General features: G+C 48.0%; 17 protein-coding genes. 6 read left to right on the top strand and 11 right to left on the bottom strand.

Going from position 1 to position 18,204, the window contains the following annotated elements:
- Window positions 1-4: 4 nt before the first annotated feature.
- Both ubiE and rmuC read right to left on the bottom strand, forming a co-directional pair.
- A complete protein-coding gene (gene ubiE / locus MTO69_RS13315; protein WP_248329904.1) occupies window positions 5-787 on the bottom strand; it encodes a bifunctional demethylmenaquinone methyltransferase/2-methoxy-6-polyprenyl-1,4-benzoquinol methylase UbiE in 783 nt (260 codons plus the stop codon).
- 53 nt (window positions 788-840) lie between these two features.
- Complete coding sequence (gene rmuC / locus MTO69_RS13320; RefSeq protein WP_248329906.1) at window positions 841-2,391, bottom strand: DNA recombination protein RmuC; 1,551 nt, start codon at window positions 2,389-2,391, stop codon at window positions 841-843.
- Between the two features lie 158 nt (window positions 2,392-2,549).
- Here rmuC and MTO69_RS13325 point away from each other — a divergent pair, with 158 nt between their 5' ends.
- A complete protein-coding gene (locus MTO69_RS13325) occupies window positions 2,550-3,455 on the top strand; it encodes a DMT family transporter (protein ID WP_248329908.1) in 906 nt (301 codons plus the stop codon).
- Window positions 3,456-3,466: 11 nt separating this feature from the next.
- Here the strand turns inward: MTO69_RS13325 and MTO69_RS13330 are convergent, their stop codons facing one another.
- From MTO69_RS13330 to ftnA, 4 genes are all read right to left on the bottom strand, one after another.
- The gene (locus tag MTO69_RS13330) at window positions 3,467-4,291 is read right to left on the bottom strand and encodes an HDOD domain-containing protein (RefSeq protein ID WP_248329910.1); all 825 of its coding nucleotides are present in this window, start codon (window positions 4,289-4,291) and stop codon (window positions 3,467-3,469) included.
- A gap of 88 nt (window positions 4,292-4,379) precedes the next feature.
- Window positions 4,380-5,573 (bottom strand): NAD(P)/FAD-dependent oxidoreductase, encoded by a 1,194-nt coding sequence (locus tag MTO69_RS13335; protein ID WP_248329912.1) that lies wholly within the window; start codon window positions 5,571-5,573, stop codon window positions 4,380-4,382.
- A 108-nt stretch (window positions 5,574-5,681) separates the two neighbouring features.
- Window positions 5,682-6,005 (bottom strand): universal stress protein UspB, encoded by a 324-nt coding sequence (gene uspB, locus MTO69_RS13340; RefSeq protein ID WP_248329914.1) that lies wholly within the window; start codon window positions 6,003-6,005, stop codon window positions 5,682-5,684.
- 72 nt (window positions 6,006-6,077) lie between these two features.
- Window positions 6,078-6,605, bottom strand: coding sequence for a non-heme ferritin (gene ftnA, locus MTO69_RS13345; RefSeq protein ID WP_248329916.1), 528 nt, complete (start codon window positions 6,603-6,605; stop codon window positions 6,078-6,080).
- 155 nt (window positions 6,606-6,760) lie between these two features.
- On the opposite strand from ftnA, the gene uspA reads away from it, so the two are divergent.
- A complete protein-coding gene (uspA, locus tag MTO69_RS13350; RefSeq protein ID WP_248329917.1) occupies window positions 6,761-7,186 on the top strand; it encodes a universal stress protein UspA in 426 nt (141 codons plus the stop codon).
- Between the two features lie 58 nt (window positions 7,187-7,244).
- A complete protein-coding gene (locus MTO69_RS13355; protein WP_248329919.1) occupies window positions 7,245-8,120 on the top strand; it encodes a carboxylate/amino acid/amine transporter in 876 nt (291 codons plus the stop codon).
- Between the two features lie 48 nt (window positions 8,121-8,168).
- Here the strand turns inward: MTO69_RS13355 and MTO69_RS13360 are convergent, their stop codons facing one another.
- From MTO69_RS13360 to MTO69_RS13370, 3 genes are all read right to left on the bottom strand, one after another.
- A complete protein-coding gene (locus tag MTO69_RS13360; RefSeq protein ID WP_248329921.1) occupies window positions 8,169-8,717 on the bottom strand; it encodes a hypothetical protein in 549 nt (182 codons plus the stop codon).
- 98 nt (window positions 8,718-8,815) lie between these two features.
- On the bottom strand, window positions 8,816-9,598 hold the full coding sequence (locus tag MTO69_RS13365) for a class I SAM-dependent methyltransferase (RefSeq protein WP_248329923.1): 783 nt from the start codon (window positions 9,596-9,598) through the stop codon (window positions 8,816-8,818).
- A gap of 62 nt (window positions 9,599-9,660) precedes the next feature.
- A complete protein-coding gene (locus MTO69_RS13370; protein ID WP_248334478.1) occupies window positions 9,661-12,798 on the bottom strand; it encodes an ABC transporter substrate binding protein in 3,138 nt (1,045 codons plus the stop codon).
- 103 nt (window positions 12,799-12,901) lie between these two features.
- Between MTO69_RS13370 and asnC the strand changes: the two genes are divergently transcribed.
- Window positions 12,902-13,366 (top strand): transcriptional regulator AsnC, encoded by a 465-nt coding sequence (gene asnC, locus MTO69_RS13375; RefSeq protein ID WP_248329925.1) that lies wholly within the window; start codon window positions 12,902-12,904, stop codon window positions 13,364-13,366.
- A 306-nt stretch (window positions 13,367-13,672) separates the two neighbouring features.
- Here asnC and MTO69_RS13380 read toward each other — a convergent pair whose 3' ends face one another.
- Entirely contained in the window at window positions 13,673-13,960 is a 288-nt protein-coding gene (locus tag MTO69_RS13380) for a hypothetical protein (protein ID WP_248329927.1), read from the bottom strand.
- Between the two features lie 72 nt (window positions 13,961-14,032).
- Window positions 14,033-15,205 carry a multidrug effflux MFS transporter gene (locus MTO69_RS13385; protein WP_248334479.1) on the bottom strand — a complete coding sequence of 391 codons (1,173 nt, stop codon included), beginning with the start codon at window positions 15,203-15,205 and terminating at the stop codon, window positions 14,033-14,035.
- A 133-nt stretch (window positions 15,206-15,338) separates the two neighbouring features.
- Here MTO69_RS13385 and MTO69_RS13390 point away from each other — a divergent pair, with 133 nt between their 5' ends.
- A complete protein-coding gene (locus tag MTO69_RS13390; protein WP_248329929.1) occupies window positions 15,339-16,298 on the top strand; it encodes a LysR family transcriptional regulator in 960 nt (319 codons plus the stop codon).
- Between the two features lie 79 nt (window positions 16,299-16,377).
- A complete protein-coding gene (locus MTO69_RS13395; RefSeq protein ID WP_248329931.1) occupies window positions 16,378-18,171 on the top strand; it encodes an aminopeptidase P family protein in 1,794 nt (597 codons plus the stop codon).
- Window positions 18,172-18,204 lie beyond the last annotated feature (33 nt).

The raw sequence follows: 18,204 nt of genomic DNA on the forward strand, positions 1-18,204 counted from the left end.
CACCTTAGAATTTGTAACCACGGTGCAGCGCAACGATACCACCGGTTAGGTTGTAGTACTTGGTCTGTTCAAAGCCCGCGTCTTCCATCATGCCTTTCAGCGTTTCTTGATCAGGGTGCATGCGAATAGATTCCGCAAGATAACGGTAGCTTTCTGCATCGTTGGCCACCAACTCACCCATCTTAGGGAGCAAGTGGAACGAGTAGGTATCGTAAATCTTCGACAACGGCTCTAGGATTGGCTTGGAGAACTCCAGCACCAGCAAGCGACCACCTGGCTTGAGCACTCGGAACATCGAGCGCAGCGCTTTATCTTTGTCGGTAACATTGCGCAGACAGAAGCTGATCGTAATCGCATCAAAGTAGTCATCTGGGAACGGAAGTTCCTCAGCGTTGGCCTGAACGTAGTGCACGTTGCCAACAATGCCATTGTCGCGCAATTTGTCACGACCAACATTGAGCATGGAGTTGTTGATGTCGGCCAAAATGACGTGGCCTTTTTCTCCGACAATGCGCGAGAATTTTGCGGTTAAGTCTCCGGTACCGCCACCAAGGTCCAAGACGCGTTGACCAGGACGAACACCGCTGCAGTCGATAGTAAAGCGTTTCCAAAGGCGATGAATGCCTCCCGACATTAAGTCATTCATAATGTCGTACTTAGCCGCCACTGAGTGGAACACTTGGGCAACTTTGGCCACTTTTTCTTCTTTCGCTACTGTGGTGAAACCAAAATGCGTGGTTTCATTTGATTCTAATGCTGTATTCGATTGCACGCTTGTATCCGTCATGATGATTCCTCTTCAAGCAGTACGAGAATAACAACGCCCAGTACTGCGGGCGATTAGTTTACTTTATCCTCATCCGTATGTCTTTGGGCGAGCGAGTCATTTTTAACGGTGTGAGGGTTTTCTGTGAGATGCTCCTGTTGGGCCAACTCCACCAGCGAACTGGTGATAGGCTTTTTCACTTCAACCCCTAGCTGTTTAAAACTCTCTGCCTGGCGAATCACATTGCCCCGCCCGGTGGCCAACTTGTTCATCGCCCCTTGATAGTTTTGATTGGCCCGATCCAGTGCCCCACCTAGGCTTTCCATATCATCAACGAACAGTCGCAGTTTGTCATACAGCTTGCTGGCTCGTTCAGCGATAATTCGAGCGTTTTGGTTTTGCCTGTCATTGCGCCACAGATTATCAATCGTACGCAGCGCCACCAGCAAGGTAGTCGGACTGACCAAAATAATGTTTTGCTCCATAGCCTCTTTCACTAAGCTCGGATCGGCCTGAATCGCCACCTGGAAAGCCGGCTCAACCGGTATAAACATCAGCACATAGTCTAAGCTCTGGATTCCTTTGAGTTGATGATAATCTTTTTGTGAAAGGCCTTTGATGTGCGCTCTTAACGCAAGTAAGTGGTCACTTAGGGCTTTATCTCGTGCGTTATCTGTCTCGGCGTTGAAATAACGTTCGTACGCCACCAGCGCCATTTTTGAGTCGATCACCACCTGCTTGTCTTGCGGCAAATGCACAATCACGTCAGGTTGATAACGCTTTCCCGCTTCGTTTTGCAAACTGACTTGGGTTTGATATTCATGGCCTTCACGCAAACCCGACTCAGCCAATACCCGCGCCAAAACCACTTCACCCCAATTGCCTTGCTGCTTGTTGTCACCTTTCAATGCTTGAGTCAGGTTGAGTGCTTCTTTGGTCATTTGCTCGTTAAGACGCTGTAAGTTCTTCAATTCATGCACTAAGGTATGGCGCTCTTTGGCCTCTTGATTGAAGCTGTCATTAACCTGTTTCTTAAACCCTTCAAGCTGCTCACGCAGTGGCGATAGCAAGCCCTCTAAGCTCTGGCGGTTTTGTTGGTCAACTTTAGCGGTTTTCGCCTCAAACAACTGATTGGCTAAATGCTCAAATTGCTGTTTGAGCCGCTCTTCCGCTTGCTCCAATAATTGCAGCTTCTCTTGATTGGCTTTGTTTTCTTGTTCATGACGTGCCTGCTGCTCACGCAGTTGTGCCTCTAGTTGAGCTTTTTGCTCACGGACTTGATTCAAGTCATCCGCGTATTGCTGGCGCTCTTGTTTGACCGCATCGAAATAGCGAAGCTTCTCGAGCACGGCCATCAGTTTTCCGTGTGATTGTTTCAGCTCATAGGCGGCTTTGTCTCGCTCAGCATCCAACTCGTCGAGTTCCTGCTGAGCGTCTGCTAACTGGGCTTGCAGTTGGTGAATCTGATTATCAGTCAGTTGCTGATTGGCCATTAACTGCTGTTCTAACCGTTGTTGGTCAAAGCGCATCTTCTGCTTCACCCACCAACCGGCCACGATCGCACTAAACAGGGCTGAAGCTGCACCGCTGGCAATCAGCGCTTGATGCTCAAGAATCCATTGCATAATAGAGATTTAACGATTCAATCAAATAGTGATTCAATGGTATTTGCCTACTGGATAAATGTCCAGTTTGTCGGCTAGATACCGAACCGCTAGACTAGGCGTTTTTATCGCCGCCGATCGAGCCGAAGATGGTCACGGCAGTTAGGATAAGGAGCATCATGAACGAGCGTCGCGCGTTAGGATTAGGTCTCAGTGCCGTATTACTCTGGTCGACAGTAGCCACCGCTTTTAAACTGACACTGGCGGAGTTCTCCCCCATCCAGATGTTGACTATTGCCAGCATAGTGTCTGCATTGGCACTGCTGGTCATCTGTGCTGTCACGAGTAAGCTGAGTCAATTACCTGCGACGTTCTTATCCAACCCTTGGTATTACCTGCTGCTTGGCATAATCAATCCACTCGCCTACTACATCATTCTGTTTAAAGCCTACGACCTACTGCCCGCCTCACAAGCGCAGGCAATTAACTACAGCTGGGCTATCACCTTAACCTTAATGGCGGCGGTGTTTTTAGGGCAAAAAATTCGCAAGCAGGACTGGTTCGCTTGTACGTTTAGTTATATGGGGGTGATCGTCATCGCCACCAAAGGCGATGTGCTTGGGCTCAACTTTGACAGCCCGACAGGGGTTGGATTGGCGCTGCTCTCGACCTTACTGTGGGCGGGGTATTGGATCTTAAATGCGAAAAACAAAGCCGACCCTGTGGTTGGGGTCCTGTTAGGTTTTTTGGTCGCGATTCCATTTGCCATTGGTTTGACCCTATATGAAGGGACAGGTATAAGCCAGATCACGATTCAAGGCTGGCTCGCGGTCACTTATGTTGGCCTATTTGAAATGGGCGTGACCTTTGTCCTCTGGTTGAGCGCACTCAAGTTAACGGAAAATACCGCGCGCATCAGCAATCTGATTTTTGCCTCGCCGTTTATCTCATTGATGCTGTTGTCGACCATAATTGGCGAAGAGATCCACCCAGCGACACTGATTGGCTTAGTATTGATTGTGGCCGGGTTAGCGATCCAACAGATCAAATTTGGCAAAAAAGATCTGAGCAAACAGCCAAGTTGACAGGCTGTTATTCAAAACAACTGGTAAGCCAGCTCGCTGCCTTGGCCGCGTACCTTATCGATCTTCGTCGCTAATTCGGGGGACACCTGCAGCGCTTGTGCGGCTCGACTATTGGCCAGATAGCGCTGTTTCTCGCGCTCCTCTAACATGGTGTCCCAGCGATTGTGGGCATCGCGAGCCAAATAGAGCAGACACGCTAAACGCTTCGACTCCACCGCTTTCGAAGGGTGGTTGACGTTCGCTATCGCATCAATCAACTCATTGGGAAACTTCCAGCTTTCGGCCAATACCGCACCGAGCTCTTGCGCATCGACCCCCAGCACCTCTTTTTGCACTTTCGCGGCGTTTTCACCCGCCCGCACGCGCTGATGAATCGCCAACGCTTTTTCTGGCTCTAAAGTATGAATCATCAACTCGCCAATATTGTGCAAAATGCCGGTAGTAAAGGCTTCATTCGGGTCCAACTTGATGTCTTTGGCAATCGCACTGGCGATGGTGGCGATTTCAAATGTGCCCGCCCAGTAGTCTTTGATATTGAGGGTTTCAAGCTTAGGAAAGCTAGAGGCAAGGATCGATGAAGAGATCAGGTTGCGAATGGCGCCAATGCCGATACGAACGATGGCGTCGTTGATGTTAGACACCCCTTTCACGCCACCAAATTGGGCTGAGTTGGCCATCCTCAACACCCGAGCCAATAACACCTGATCCATCGCCATTTTATGGGCCAACTCGCTAAAATCGACTGTGTCTCTGTTGACCATTTCTAGCAGTTCTTGCAACACGCTTTCTATGCGCGGTAACTCATTAATCCGCGAGATCAGTGCTTGTTGACTCATAGAGTTCACTCCTTCGATGCCCTTCACCTTTTTATAACGCTAAGTGTAGTACTAATGAGTGAATTCTTATTTGATTCAGCGCGGATTTTTACACCCATTGGCCTGCTGCATAAGCCGAGCTCCAGCACCATTGAAAGTTGTATCCACCGAGCCATCCTGTCACATCGACAACTTCGCCGATAAAGTACAAGCCCCTGATCTGTTTGCACTCCATGCTTTTTGACGATAGGTGATCGGTGTCCACGCCTCCCAAAGTCACTTCTGCGGTGCGATAGCCTTCGGTACCGTTTGGTGTGATCTGCCACTGCTGCAATTGAGTGGTCACCGCCGCCAATTGTTTGCTGTTTAGCTGCTTTAACGGTTTGTCTTCGAGCAGTTTCAGTTCAATCAATACTTCAACCAAACGCTTCGGTAACACTTTCGATAAAGTATTCTTTAAACTCTGGTTAGGGTGCTTTTCCAGCGAACGCTGCAGTAACTCATCAAGGTCAACATCCGGCACCAAGTTGATCGACACTTTCTGCCCTGCGCGCCAAAAAGATGAGATTTGTAACACTGACGGGCCAGAGAGACCGCGGTGAGTAAACAGCAATGCCTCTTTAAAGACGGTACCATCTTGGGCAGTGATTTCAGTAGGTACAGCAATTCCTGACAGTTCAGCTAACGCCTGCTTATCTTCTTTATGCAAGGTAAAAGGCACCAGTCCGGCACTGGTAGGCACCACACTCAAGCCAAACTGCTCAGCAATCTTGTAGCCAAACGGCGTCGCACCTAACTTAGGCATCGACAATCCGCCGGTCGCGACCACTAAAGATTGACACTCGATAACGCTGTTGTTGGCATGCAAAGTAAAGCCATGCTCGGTTTTCTCTATCTGGTGCACGTCTTGTTGGTAACGTTGACTGACAGTGGGTAAATCGCACTCGGTGAGCAACATTTTTACAATGTCTTTTGAGGTGTAATCACCGACACAAAACAGCTGACCGTGGTCGCGCTCTTCAAACTCAATCCCATGCTGACTGACCAGCGAGATGAAGTCCCAGTTGGTGTATTGAGACAAAGCCGATTTAACGAAGTGAGGGTTTTGACACAAGTAGTTATTGGCCGATACATCGTAGTTGGTAAAGTTGCAACGTCCACCACCGGCAATCAATATTTTGCGACCCGGCTTTTTAGCATGATCCAAGATTAACGTCTTGCGCCCGCGTTTGCCCGCTTGTGCTGCGCACATTAACCCTGCCGCACCCGCGCCAATAATGACAACATCAAACTTTTCTGCCATGAACTACTACTCTTCAAACCAATAAAAAAGGATGTGCCTGCGCACATCCTTTGCAAAATCGAAAGGCTATTTTAACGGCATTTGGCTAGCTTGCCAATTCGTCTGTGATCAGAGAATAAACGCAGCCAACATAGTGACACCGAGTAAAGAGGTGGACAAGATGAACAGCTCCCTGACTCGCTCACACTTACCGGTAAAGACCTCATCATGGTGGTGATGATACTCTTTACTCTTAAGATAGTGGAACAGTCGGACTTGTTTGGTCACATTGCCGTGAGTGGTAAAGAAGCCGTTGCCATCGACTTGTTGGTAAAGCAGCGGATGCGCTTCTCGCATGATGTAGATTAGAGAACGTAGCGCAGTCAAATAACGCGCCATGTTAACCAGAGTCACCATCATCAGTGTAAATAGAACGGTATCAGCATTGATCATCTTTTCCTCCCTACATCTTCATTCATGCCCGGAGAAAAAGACGACCTATGTTAGAGCGTCTCGCGCTGAAAATTACTCAGCAGGGGCATCCATAATTGAAGATGAACCTTCTTTTGCCAAAGCTGCTAAATCTTTGTCGATAAAGAACAGGGCTTTGCCGTCTTCTCCGACAAGATCTAACTTATCTAAGATCCCTTTAAATAACTTCTCTTCTTCATGCTGCTCAGCAACGTACCACTGTAAGAAGTTGAATGTTGAATAGTCTTGCGACGTAAACGCTAAGTGAGCCAGCTTGTTGATTTTGTCGGTAATCATCTGCTCGTGCTCGAAAGTCTCGCGGAACACATCACCCAGACTATTAAACTCGTGTTTAGGCGCGTCAATCGCACCTAGGATTGGCATTGCGCCCGTTTCACTCACGTAAGTGAAAAGACGCTGCATATGCTCCATTTCTTCTACGGCGTGTTTGCGTAAAAATTCAGCAGCACCTTCAAATCCTTTGTCTTCGCACCAAGCACTCATTTGTAAGTATAGATTGGATGAGAAAAATTCGAGATTAATTTGCTCATTCAATTGTTCGACCATTGCTTGAGAAAGCATCTACCACTCCTACTAAGTCTATGAAGTTAAATTGACTATATCATGTTCATCACCATAACACTTTGTATGGCAAATGTGGATCTGAGATCACTTTGGCAAAATTAATCAATTCAAGGTGCTAATCTGTAATCAGACCCTTACAAGGAGATAGCATTATGAGTTATCAACATATTCTGGTTGCCATCGACCTATCTGAAGACAGCAAATTGTTGGTTGATAAGGCGGTCGCACTTGCCAAGCCGCTCGATGCGGTCGTCTCTTTTGTGCATATCGATGTCAATTACGCTGAGCTTTATACCGGGCTTATCGACATCAATTTAGCCGAGACTCAACACCAAGCGATTGAGGCTTCGCAGAAACAGCTACAAGATCTGGCCGCACATGCCAATTTTCCGATTAAACACACGCTGGTTGGCAGCGGTGATTTAAGCAACGAGCTGTGCGATACAATTAACGAGTTTAATATCGACCTGGTGGTATGTGGTCATCACCAAGATTTTTGGAGCAAGTTGCTCTCTTCGACTCGACAGTTAATCAACTGCTCACCGGTCGATATGTTGGTAGTACCACTCAAAGACTGATCACGGTTCAATCTTGGTATACACTGCCCCACATTGTTTTTGATAATGAGTCGTACTTATGGGGTATTTATCTGCGGTCACCTTGCTGTGGGCGTTTTCATTTAGCCTGATCGGCGTCTATCTCGCCGGTCAGGTCGATTCTTGGTTTTCAGTGTGGATACGAGTCGCGCTGGCCAGTTTGGTATTTTTACCTTTCTTGAAATTCAAAGGGGTCGACAAAGGGCTGATCGGCAAATTGATGCTGGTTGGCGGTTGTCAGCTCGGTTTGATGTATTGCTTCTACTACCAATCTTTCTTGCTGTTATCGGTACCAGAAGTGCTGCTGTTTACCGTGTTCACCCCCATCTATGTCACCTTAATTTATGATCTGCTTAAACGTCGTTTTTCACCTTGGTATCTAGTCACGGCGGCGATTGCCGTTGTGGGCGCCGGATTGATTAAATTTGCTGGCATCAACGAAAACTTCATCGTCGGATTTTTGGTGGTTCAAGGGGCCAACATCTGCTTTGCCATCGGCCAAGTCGGTTACAAGTACCTGATGGAGCGTTATCAGGTCGAACTGCCACAGCACACCATATTTGGCTATTTCTATCTGGGGGCGTTGTGTGTCGCGACGATTGCTTTTGCACTGATGGGCAACCTCGATAAGCTTCCCACCACCACTACTCAATGGGGTGTACTCATATACTTGGGCTTAGTTGCCTCTGGCTTGGGTTACTTTGCCTGGAACAAAGGCGCCACTATGGTCAATGCAGGTGCCCTTGCGGTGATGAACAATGCTCTGGTTCCGGCGGGCCTTCTGGTTAACATTCTGATTTGGAACCGCGATGTCGATTTGGTTCAACTGACCATTGGCGGCAGCATCATTCTGCTCTCTTTGTGGGTCAACGAGACCTGGGTCAAACGCAAAGTAGAGCAAAGCTATCAAGCCTAAAAAAAGTCGCCCTCTAAATGGAGGGCGACTTTTTAATGCTGTTTGGTATTAATGCAGATTTGCGCTGCTTTGCTTTAGATTGCTCTCAGAGAGTAACGCTTGTTGCTGCTTGGCAACCTCGATACTCGCCTCAAGCTTGCGCTGTTTCTTCAATAACTTGTTGTGCTTTTTCGCCAGCTTAATCAGCTTCTTCTGTTGCTTAAATTGCTTCTTAGCGGCCTTCTTCGCCTTCTTGATCGCTTTTTTATCGATAGGCTCTGTCGTCACTGCTGTTGCTTCTGTTCGCGCCAGCGATGTTGACTGCTGCGCTTTGTGTTTTACCCGCTCAACGATGCGTCGTACCGCTTGCGCTTGCTGTGGTGATGTCCGAGGCTTGGGCAGCGCTTCAATCAATAAGCCACATTTTTGCTGCTCACCGATGGATTTTTCTTGGCATGCTTGCGGGGGAATAGCCGCAGGCTTACAAAGGCTTGAACTGTCCGATGACGAGCGAGCACAAGAGCGGCAGACATACTTAGGCTCAACCACAAGACGGTGAATATCGCCCAAGTTTTCTGCAATTTGTTTGCGATTCATCTTACACAGACGTTTAGCCACATCGACACCCTTAGCTAAGAATACGAATAATTCTTACTAAGGTATACTCCATAACCCTCAGGTTAGGCAAGCGACATTTCATCAAATTGACAGATTAATCACTTGCTCATAGCAGCCTTAACGTACACATCAAAACGGTTCTTTTTCGTTTCAATCGCCATACTCGGCTGACGTTGATCTAACCACTCAGCGTAGTCTGGCCTTTTGACCACCACCCTTTTACTAGCAAGGGCTAGTGCGGGTTCCAATAAGCCATCTGCATCGTGGTCGGCTCCGACCAAAGATTGGAAAACGCGCATTTCTTTTTTGACCAAGGCGCTCTTTTTCTTATTCTCTGGGTGTGGATACATGGGATCGAGGTAAACCACGTCAGGACTCACAAAGTCGGGGGCTGCCGCCAGTTTAGCCAGCGCGTCGTGACTCGAGGCGTGAATAAGGCTCATTCGTTCACTCACCCACGCGCCGATTTCGCTATCTTGCTTGGCTCGCGTTAAGCCATCATCAAGCAGCGCCGCAACCACAGGGTGACGCTCGACCATCTGTACTTTGCAGCCGAGTGACGCTAATACAAAAGCATCACGCCCCAACCCGGCGGTGGCATCAAGCACAGTCGGTGTACTGCCTTTATTCAAACCAGCGGCTTTAGCGATTGCCTGGCCCTTACCACCACCAAACTTGCGTCGATGCGCGACCGCACCACCAGCTAAATCAACATAAATGGCACCCAATTTCGGCTCATCCAACTTGCGCAGTTCAAGCCTTTGCTCCGTTAACACCAATGCAAATGGGCTATCGTCACTGTGACACAATCCCCAGCGCTGAGTCAGCTGGTCAAATCGAGTTCGTTGAGTTGAGTCTTCACACTGAAGCTGCAGTTGCACTGAGCGCTCCTAAACGTTGCATGGAATATGTGGCGAAGTGTACTGGATTTTGTGCTCTGGTACTAAGCTTTCTCAATCACGCTCAGTTGTTCTACCAACTCAGCAAGCGGTTTGGGTTTGCCAATAAAATAGCCTTGTGCGTAGTCCACTTCCAACTCCATCAGTTGTTCGATGATTTGACTATTTTCGACAAACTCCGCCACCGTTTTCTTACCCATTTGATGCGCCAAATCGTTTATCGAGCGCACCATTAAGTGGTCGATCTCATTGCTATCCATGTCAGCGACAAAGATGCCATCGATTTTAACGATGTCGACAGGCAGTTTTTTCAAGTAGCCAAACGACGACAAACCTGAACCAAAGTCATCCAACGCGATCTGACAGCCCAATGCTTTCAATTGACTGAAGAACTCAATGGCTTGATTCATATTGCTCATTGCCGCCGTTTCGGTGATCTCCAAACATATCTTGTGACATGGCACTTTGGTACGACCCAATATATCGAGTAAGTAGTGAATAAACTCGCTATTGCCCATCGAGTGTCCTGACAAGTTAATCGAGCACAGAGCTAGCTTATCGATCAATTGTGGGTGCTGCTCAAAAAAGGCGAGAGTTTGAGTGACCACTTGCTTATCCAGCAGATGAGCAATGTTGTAGCGTTCCGAGGCTGGCATAAAGATACCGGGTGAAATGTACTCTCCCTGACCATTCTTAATCCTGATCAGTATTTCAAAATGCATTCCTCGCTCTTCGCCACTTAAGTCCAGTATGCGCTGAGCGAACAATTCAATCCGCTGATTTGCCAGTGCATGATGCACAAGGTTGACGCTCTCCATCTCCTGCTCACGGCGACGCAACTCTTTGTCATCCAAACAATAAAGGTTGTAGCGATTTCGCCCTTCTTCTTTGGCGGCGTGACACGCGGTATCGGCTTGAGCATGAACCATTTGCGGCGAGGAAGCGGTATGGTCAATTAGGCGAATTCCGATTGAACAGGTTAGGCTGAGACGAATGTCTTCCCAAATAAACGCCTGTTCACTGAGAGTATTAATGATGGTCGTCGCCAGCTTCTTGGCATCCAGTTCGGTACAGTCATTGAGTAGAATTGCAAACTCATCGCCGCCCATTCGCGCCAAAATGGTGTTATATGGCAACACGTCTTCTAACATGCTGGCACAGAATTGAATCGCCGCATCACCTGCTTCATGGCCCGCGGTGTCATTCAGCACTTTTAGCTGGTCCAAATCGATATACAACATCGCATGAGTGCGAGTACAGTCCTTGACCTCTTCCAATGCTTGATTAAGCGCTGTTTCGAAGTAGTTGCGACTGTAGGCTCCGGTCAACAAGTCATGTTCCGCTTGATATTTAAGTTGCTCAGCCAAAGCTCGGGTTTCGGTCACATCCTCACCCACAATCAACAGATGACCGCTTTCCACCAGCGGGCGGATGTTCTCGCGAATCCACACGGTCTGCCCGTCTGCGTGGCGATACTCTATATCTCGTCGCCATACCCCTTTGATGGCTTGTTTCGGCTGAAGCAGGACCTGACGTGGGATAAGTGCATCCTTGTGAAGATAGAACTCTCTCAGGCGATGACCCAAGATTTGATCCTCAGTGTAGCCAAGTAGTTGCTCTGCAAATTGATTGACCTGCTGAATACGGTTGTGCTCATCCAGAGTCACCATCATCACCGGTTGTTGATCATAGTAATGGCTCAGGTTTGCTTCTCGCTGAAACAATCGTTCTTCGGTCACTTTGCGCGAGGTAATGTCTCGTGCTTCCAATAGAAACTGCAGCTCACTGCTAGGGGACGGTATCGGTTTTAGCGCTAGCTCGAGCACGATGGCGCCCAATTCTTCATGCCAAATCTCGACTTCAAATTGCGCGTTTTGCGCCTGCTTAGGCTCGTTAAAGTAGTGCTTGATCTGCTGGGCTGACTCATTCTCCCAGTGCGGGTGTTGCCATATTGGGCGTTCAATACTAAAACTCTGATCATGAAGTAAATCATGCAGTTTACGATTGCTCGAAATCACAGCACCTTGACTATCTAATACCCCGATGAAGTGGTAACTCTGGTCGAACACCATCTCGATCAAGGTCTGACTCTCTTTGGCGAGCTGTTCACTGCGTTTCATTCGCCCTAAATAGTAAACCAAGCCGATGATAACCAAGATAAGAATGCCAGTGAGGGAAGCGATAAACTCTAACTGATGCCTGTACTTTTCAGTGAAGCTTGGCGGCCGATTAAACAGAACAGCACTTGCCTCACCCTCGACGCCGAGCTCCCAACGTTGAACCGCTTGGTAGTCGAGTTTAATTTCTGCGATGCCCATTTCTATAGGTGGCAAAGGCGAGCCTGGGTTTTCGAGTACTTTAACCAGCAGCGCGCCAGTTTGCTGACCATGCTGAACCCCATCTTGAATCACACCACCAACGGCGCCGTAGCTCAATCCATAATCATGAGCCATATAAATAGGCGCTTTTGCGGCTTGGTTGAGCCCTTTCCATACTTGCGTATCAGAGACGACTTCCCCGCTGCGAGAGCGATAGTAGAGCCAATAGATAACCGCAGAGCGCTCGTCGAGCTGCGCCACAAAATCAAGCAACTGGTTAAAACTGTCGGGAATATAGGAGACGATTCGACCATGATATTGAGGATACTCGGTCATAAACTTACCGATCTCACTTTGAGCAGCAGCGCCAGTTATCGAGTGATCGGTAATAATATAAATCGACTCCAGCTGTGGCTGAACCCGCTCAATTAACGCGATGTTCGCCGCCAAGTCGACGTTTTCTCTCACACCTGTGGCGTTGATATTCCTATGCAGATACGGCTCGTAATTATTGATACCACCAAAGATCACCGGAGTGTCGCCTATGACATCTCCCAGATGATTGACCAACTCTAAAGCGGTGTTGTCTGATACCACGATGGCGTGAAACGACTCTTGTTCAAATTTGGTTCTGTATAGCGAATAGAGCTGCTGCAGGTAGTGCTCATCTTGCATGCGCTTGGTGTCGAGATAGAGAACTCTTGTGGAGAGATTGTAGGGCTCAATCTGCTGCTCTAAACCATACTGAAATGAGTCTGTCCAAAACAAACCTTGATGGTAGGAATGAATGACTAAAATGTCATTCTCATCCGCGATTGCTATTGCAGAGCAAAAAGCACTAATAACGAGAAGGCAGAAACGCAGCAAAATAAGTCACTAAATCAGGGAAGTATGGATATAATTGTAACACCACTGGTCATCATTTGTACTTATCCAAATTTAGTATCCATTCGCAACAGGGAGTGACATGCAATCTCAAACCACCAAACTGGATGATCTCGACAAGGCCATCCTAAAAACATTAATGGAAGATGCTCGTACCCCTTACGCTGAAATGGCCAAACTGTTTGAAGTTAGCCCCGCCACTATCCACGTGCGAATCGAAAAAATGAAATCTGCAGACATCATTCAAGGGACGGAAGTGATCGTCGACAGCAAGAAGCTGGGTTACGACGTGTGCTGCTTTATTGGAATTAATCTCAATGCCGCACGTGACTACCATTCAGCATTAGAAAAGCTCAATGCGCTGGAAGAGGTGGTTGAAGCCTATTACACCACCGGTGCTTACAATATCTTCGTTAAATTGATGTGTCGTTCGATAGAAGAGCTGCAGTACGTATTAATCGACAAACTGCAAGCAATCGATGAGGTTCAATCAACAGAAACGCTCATTTCGCTGCAAAACCCTATCAACCGTAACGTAAACCCATAAAAAAGGCTCGCCATTTGGCGAGCCTTGATATTAGGGTCTGTTTAACTTTCGAGGTTAAATTTTGTTCGAGATAGAATCGTTCTATGCGCGGCAAGGAGTATGTCGCCTAGTTATTCTAAGCCAGTACTTCTTAACAAAGCATAGAGCGATTCTAGCCGAACCCTTCGGGCAGCCTTTGTGGTTCATTTCTACTGCGTTATCGGCTTTTTATGTAGAGCAACTACACGTCAAAGCCTCTGCCTTGTATAAATTTCCCACAAAGAGCTGCAAAAATCAGCTCGAAAGGTCAACAGACCCTAGTGTCGTTTACTTATTACCGGCAAGGTAGTTTTTTAAATCTTCCACCGAAATGCCTTGGTCGGCAATCTCTTTGGCCAACAGATCAAGCTGTTCATCCTTGCGCGCTTCTATCACTTGTTGGAACTGATACACCATGTCGCGCAGCACAGGCAAAGGGACATATTTCGCAGCACTGCGAATACGTTCGCTACTTTGGCTACCTAACTCACTTAAGATCCGACCATACATTACTTTTTCTGGTGCTTGTTCTAGTTGCTCTAGAACACGTGCCATCTCGTAGGTTGTCATTGACATTACTGCGTTTTTTCCACCAAGCTCGTTTATGAAAGCTCAAATATACAGCGTTTTATCGGTTTATCAAGCGCTCTACGCCGTAGCGTAATGCCAGTTTTTGCCCGGTTTAGACCACAAGATGAATAGTGCTGGAGTCACTACCAGCATCAGCGTTGCAATCATCATTTGTGGCTCCATCGACAATCGCTGCACCGTGCCAACCACTAAACCTGACCCACTCATCTGAAATAGGCCAAGCAGCGCTGCGGCTGTTCCCGCTTTATCGCCAAACGGCGCAAGCGCTTTGCCAGCAGCCGCGCCAAGAATCCAAGCAAATCCAACCGATGAGAAGAAAATCGGTAGCATAAAGGCCAATGCTGTTGCCTTGTCCATCATGGCTAGCATCATCACGCCAGCGAGCATCAAGGTGATGATGCCAACTGTAAGCGCCCAATGAGTACCAAACCGGTCCATAAATTTAGGCGCTGCCATGCATGCGATAATGTTAATCACCGCATTCACGCCAAACCAGAAGGTAAACTGATTCATGGTCAAGCCCAAGTTCTCCATGAGAACCACAGGCGCTGATGTCACATAGCCCAAGATAACCGCCATCGCCAACATACATAAACTTGCATGGAACAAGAAAGAAGGCGTTTTCACCACATCCAGATATCGGCCAAGTTTAAATACTGGCTGTGTACTCATTTCTGGGTTGGTTTCTTTCATACCAACCCATAACATAGTGAGCACAACCACTGCGTAGCCGGCCATAAAACTGAAGTTCGAGCGCCAACCAAACTGCTGGGTGAGCCAACTTCCTAAGATAGGGGCCAAAGCCGGAATAAAGCAGATCGCACCATTTAGATAGCTGATCATCCTGCCGCTTTTCTGAGGGCCAAACATATCGCGAACTGTTGCAAAGGCCGCTACCGATGTCGCGCACGCACCTAAGCCTTGTAGCAGTCGTGACACCAACATCCACTCGATATTCTGAGCGCTCCACGCCAATAAAGCGCTGATTGCGTAGATGCTAACGCCACCCAATGCAACAGTTCGACGTCCGAGTTTGTCTGCAAGAGGGCCAGCGAACAGTTGCCCTACCCCCATAGCAAACAGAAACCAGGTAATCGTATCTTGTGCCAAGGCATGTTCCACGTGAAACGCCTCGGAGATCATTGGTAAAGCCGGTAGATAGATATCAATCGCGAGCGGGCTAAAGAGCACCAAAAGGGTCAACAGAATGAGTTGTTGCTTCTTCGGCATTGGGTACTGAGTCGATTGCACAGCTATCTCCAGTTGTAGTGTTGGACTAATGAATAAGCCGCGATTGTAGTCTAAACTAGATATGCCTAAAAATGATGATTAGTCATCACCACTATTCCATTTGAGAATTTCTATGAATATTGAAAAGCTGGCGCGAATTGATCTCAACTTGCTGGTGTGTTTACGGGTATTGCTCGAGGAGCAAAATGTAACTCGTGCTGCTCATCGCCTTTGCCTTAGTCAGTCAGCGGTCAGTAAAAACCTAGCGAAGTTACGTAGCCAGTTTGATGATGCACTTTTTGTGCGTCATGCCCACGGGCTCAAACCAACGCCCAAAGCGTTATTCCTCAAGCCTAAACTCGACAACTTGATCAATCAGTTGGAGCAGTTAACTCAACCTGAGCAGTTTTCACCCGCAAGCAGTGACTACCGCTATCAAATTGCCGCGGTAGAGAGTGTTTATCCGCTGATTCTTCCGCATTTCTTGCCGGAAATTTTTAGCCAGGCACCCGGTGTTACCATCAGTACTCACGCTTGGAGTGACGATACTTTTCGCCGTATACAAGGTGGCGAGATCGATCTCGGCATCACAGGCAAAGATATCGACATCAACGATGCCAAGCTGACCATGCTTCCTCCTAGCGATATTTGCGAGGCTGAAATCTATCGCGATAGGCAGATGTGTTTAGTGCGTAACCAACACCCTGCACTCACACAGCCTTGGACCCTGGACAACTATCTTGCTCAGCGTCACGTACAAGTTCGATGTGATGGCAATGAACGTTGGCTACTGGATTACCGATTAGCAGACATTGGCAAAGAGCGCGATATCGGTATCACAGTGCCTGATTTTAATAGCGCGGCGAGTCTTTGTTCCTATACTGATTTTATCTTTACTGCCCCGAGCCATTTTGTAGAGTTAGCCTCTAAGCAGCTTGATCTTACGGTTCTCCCCTTGCCAATGGAGTTTCCGCCAATGGCATATACGCTATTTTGGCATCGAGATAGAGAGAATGATCCTGCCCTTGCTTGGATAAGGCAAATAATCAATGAAAAAACCAGCGACTTGAGATCATTTGCAGCTAGCACATAAAAAGAGTAGCTTAGTCGCATTGTCCAAACGATGAGTCATCATTGCGAAGGACGCAATATCGAATGAAGGATTTATGTTGATGCTTACCACTACAGAACAACGTGTTTCGGCTATCCGCCAATGGTTAGCAGAGCACAATATCGATGCTCTATTAGTTCCCCATGAAGACGAGTACCTGGGCGAGTATGTACCGGCCCACAACGAGCGCTTACATTGGCTAACCGGTTTCACCGGTTCCGCGGGTGTCGCCGTCATAACTCAACACAACGCCGCTATTTTTGTTGATGGCCGCTACACGGTACAAGTGACTAAGCAAGTGCCGGCGGAGCTATTCGAATATCGCCATCTTATCGACGAGCCAGCCCTTGATTGGATCAAGCAGCAACTCAGTGCAGGTTCGTCTGTCGCCATCGACCCGCGTATGCATAGCGCCGCTTGGCTCGACGCGGCACAGGCAAAACTTGCTGAGACAGTTGAACTTAAGATACTCGCCAGCAACCCAATTGATGAGCTATGGCACGATCGCCCTGCCCCTGTGGTTTCTGAGGTTCGCCTAATGGCAACAGAAGCAGTTGGTCAATCAAGTGAAAGCAAACGCCAAGAAATCGCAGAGCTTGTGAAAAAAGCCGGCGCAGACAGCGCAGTAATCACAGCCCTTGATTCTATCTGTTGGCTATTGAACGTACGTGGTCTTGATGTATCACGTTTGCCTGTTCTTCTCTCTCACGCGATTCTGCATTCAGATTCAAGCGTAGAATACTTCCTAGATCCAGTTCGTCTACCTGCTGAATTTGACGCTCATGTTGGTGCGGGAGTGACGGTTCATCACCCAGAAGCATTGCAAGCACGACTAGAAAACCTAACTGGCAAGAATGTACTGGTTGACCCTGCGACAAGTAACGCATGGTTTAAGCTGATTCTGCAGAACGCTGGCGCAACGGTAGTCAGTAAAGCCGATCCGTGTCTAATGCCCAAAGCATCAAAGAACCCAGTCGAGATTGCAGGTATGAAGGCTTGCCATATTCGTGATGGTGTGGCGATGAGCAAGTTTTTATGTTGGCTCGACACAGAAGTGCTTGCTGGCAACCTACACAACGAAGCGATTTTGGCCGATAAGCTCGAGGCGTTTCGCAGCGAGGATCCAACACTGATGGATCTTAGCTTCGATACCATATCTGCCGCCGGTAGCAATGCCGCCATGTGTCACTACAACCACGAGAACCAACCGGAGCCCGGTCAGCTTGAGTTAAATACTCTGTACCTAGTCGACTCAGGTGGTCAGTACCTAAATGGCACTACCGACATCACTCGCACGATTGCAATTGGTCAACCGAGCCAAGAGATGATCAATCAGTTCACATTGGCACTAAAAGGCCACATCGGTATCGCTCGAGCGCGTTTTCCAAAGGGAACTCGCGGTTATCAGCTTGATACCCTCGCTCGTCAACACCTATGGGCGGAAGGTTACGACTACGATCACGGCACTGGTCACGGTGTTGGTCACTTCTTGAGTGTGCATGAAGGCCCAGCGAGCATTTCAAAAAGGTTGATTGATGTTCCTATTACCGAAGGTATGGTGCTTTCCAACGAACCGGGTTACTACCGTGCAGACGCGTTTGGCATCCGTATCGAAAACCTAGAGCTTGTTGTTGAAACCCCAACTAATGGTGACTTCCCTGTTCTGTCATTTGAGTCGCTTACTCGCTGCCCTATCGATAAGCGCAATATCAACGTTGATATGCTCACTCGTCCCGAGCTCGCTTGGCTCAACGACTACCATCAAAAGGTTTGGGATGAGATTAGCCCACTTGTAGAAGGGGAAGTTAAACAGTGGCTGCGCCAAGCTACGCTGCCATTAACGCATAGCTACTAATGAAATGAGGGTTGATGCTTTGCACCAACCCTC

Origin of the sequence: Vibrio sinaloensis, from assembly GCF_023195835.1 — a bacterium.
Classification (GTDB): Bacteria; Pseudomonadota; Gammaproteobacteria; order Enterobacterales; family Vibrionaceae; genus Vibrio; species Vibrio sinaloensis_C.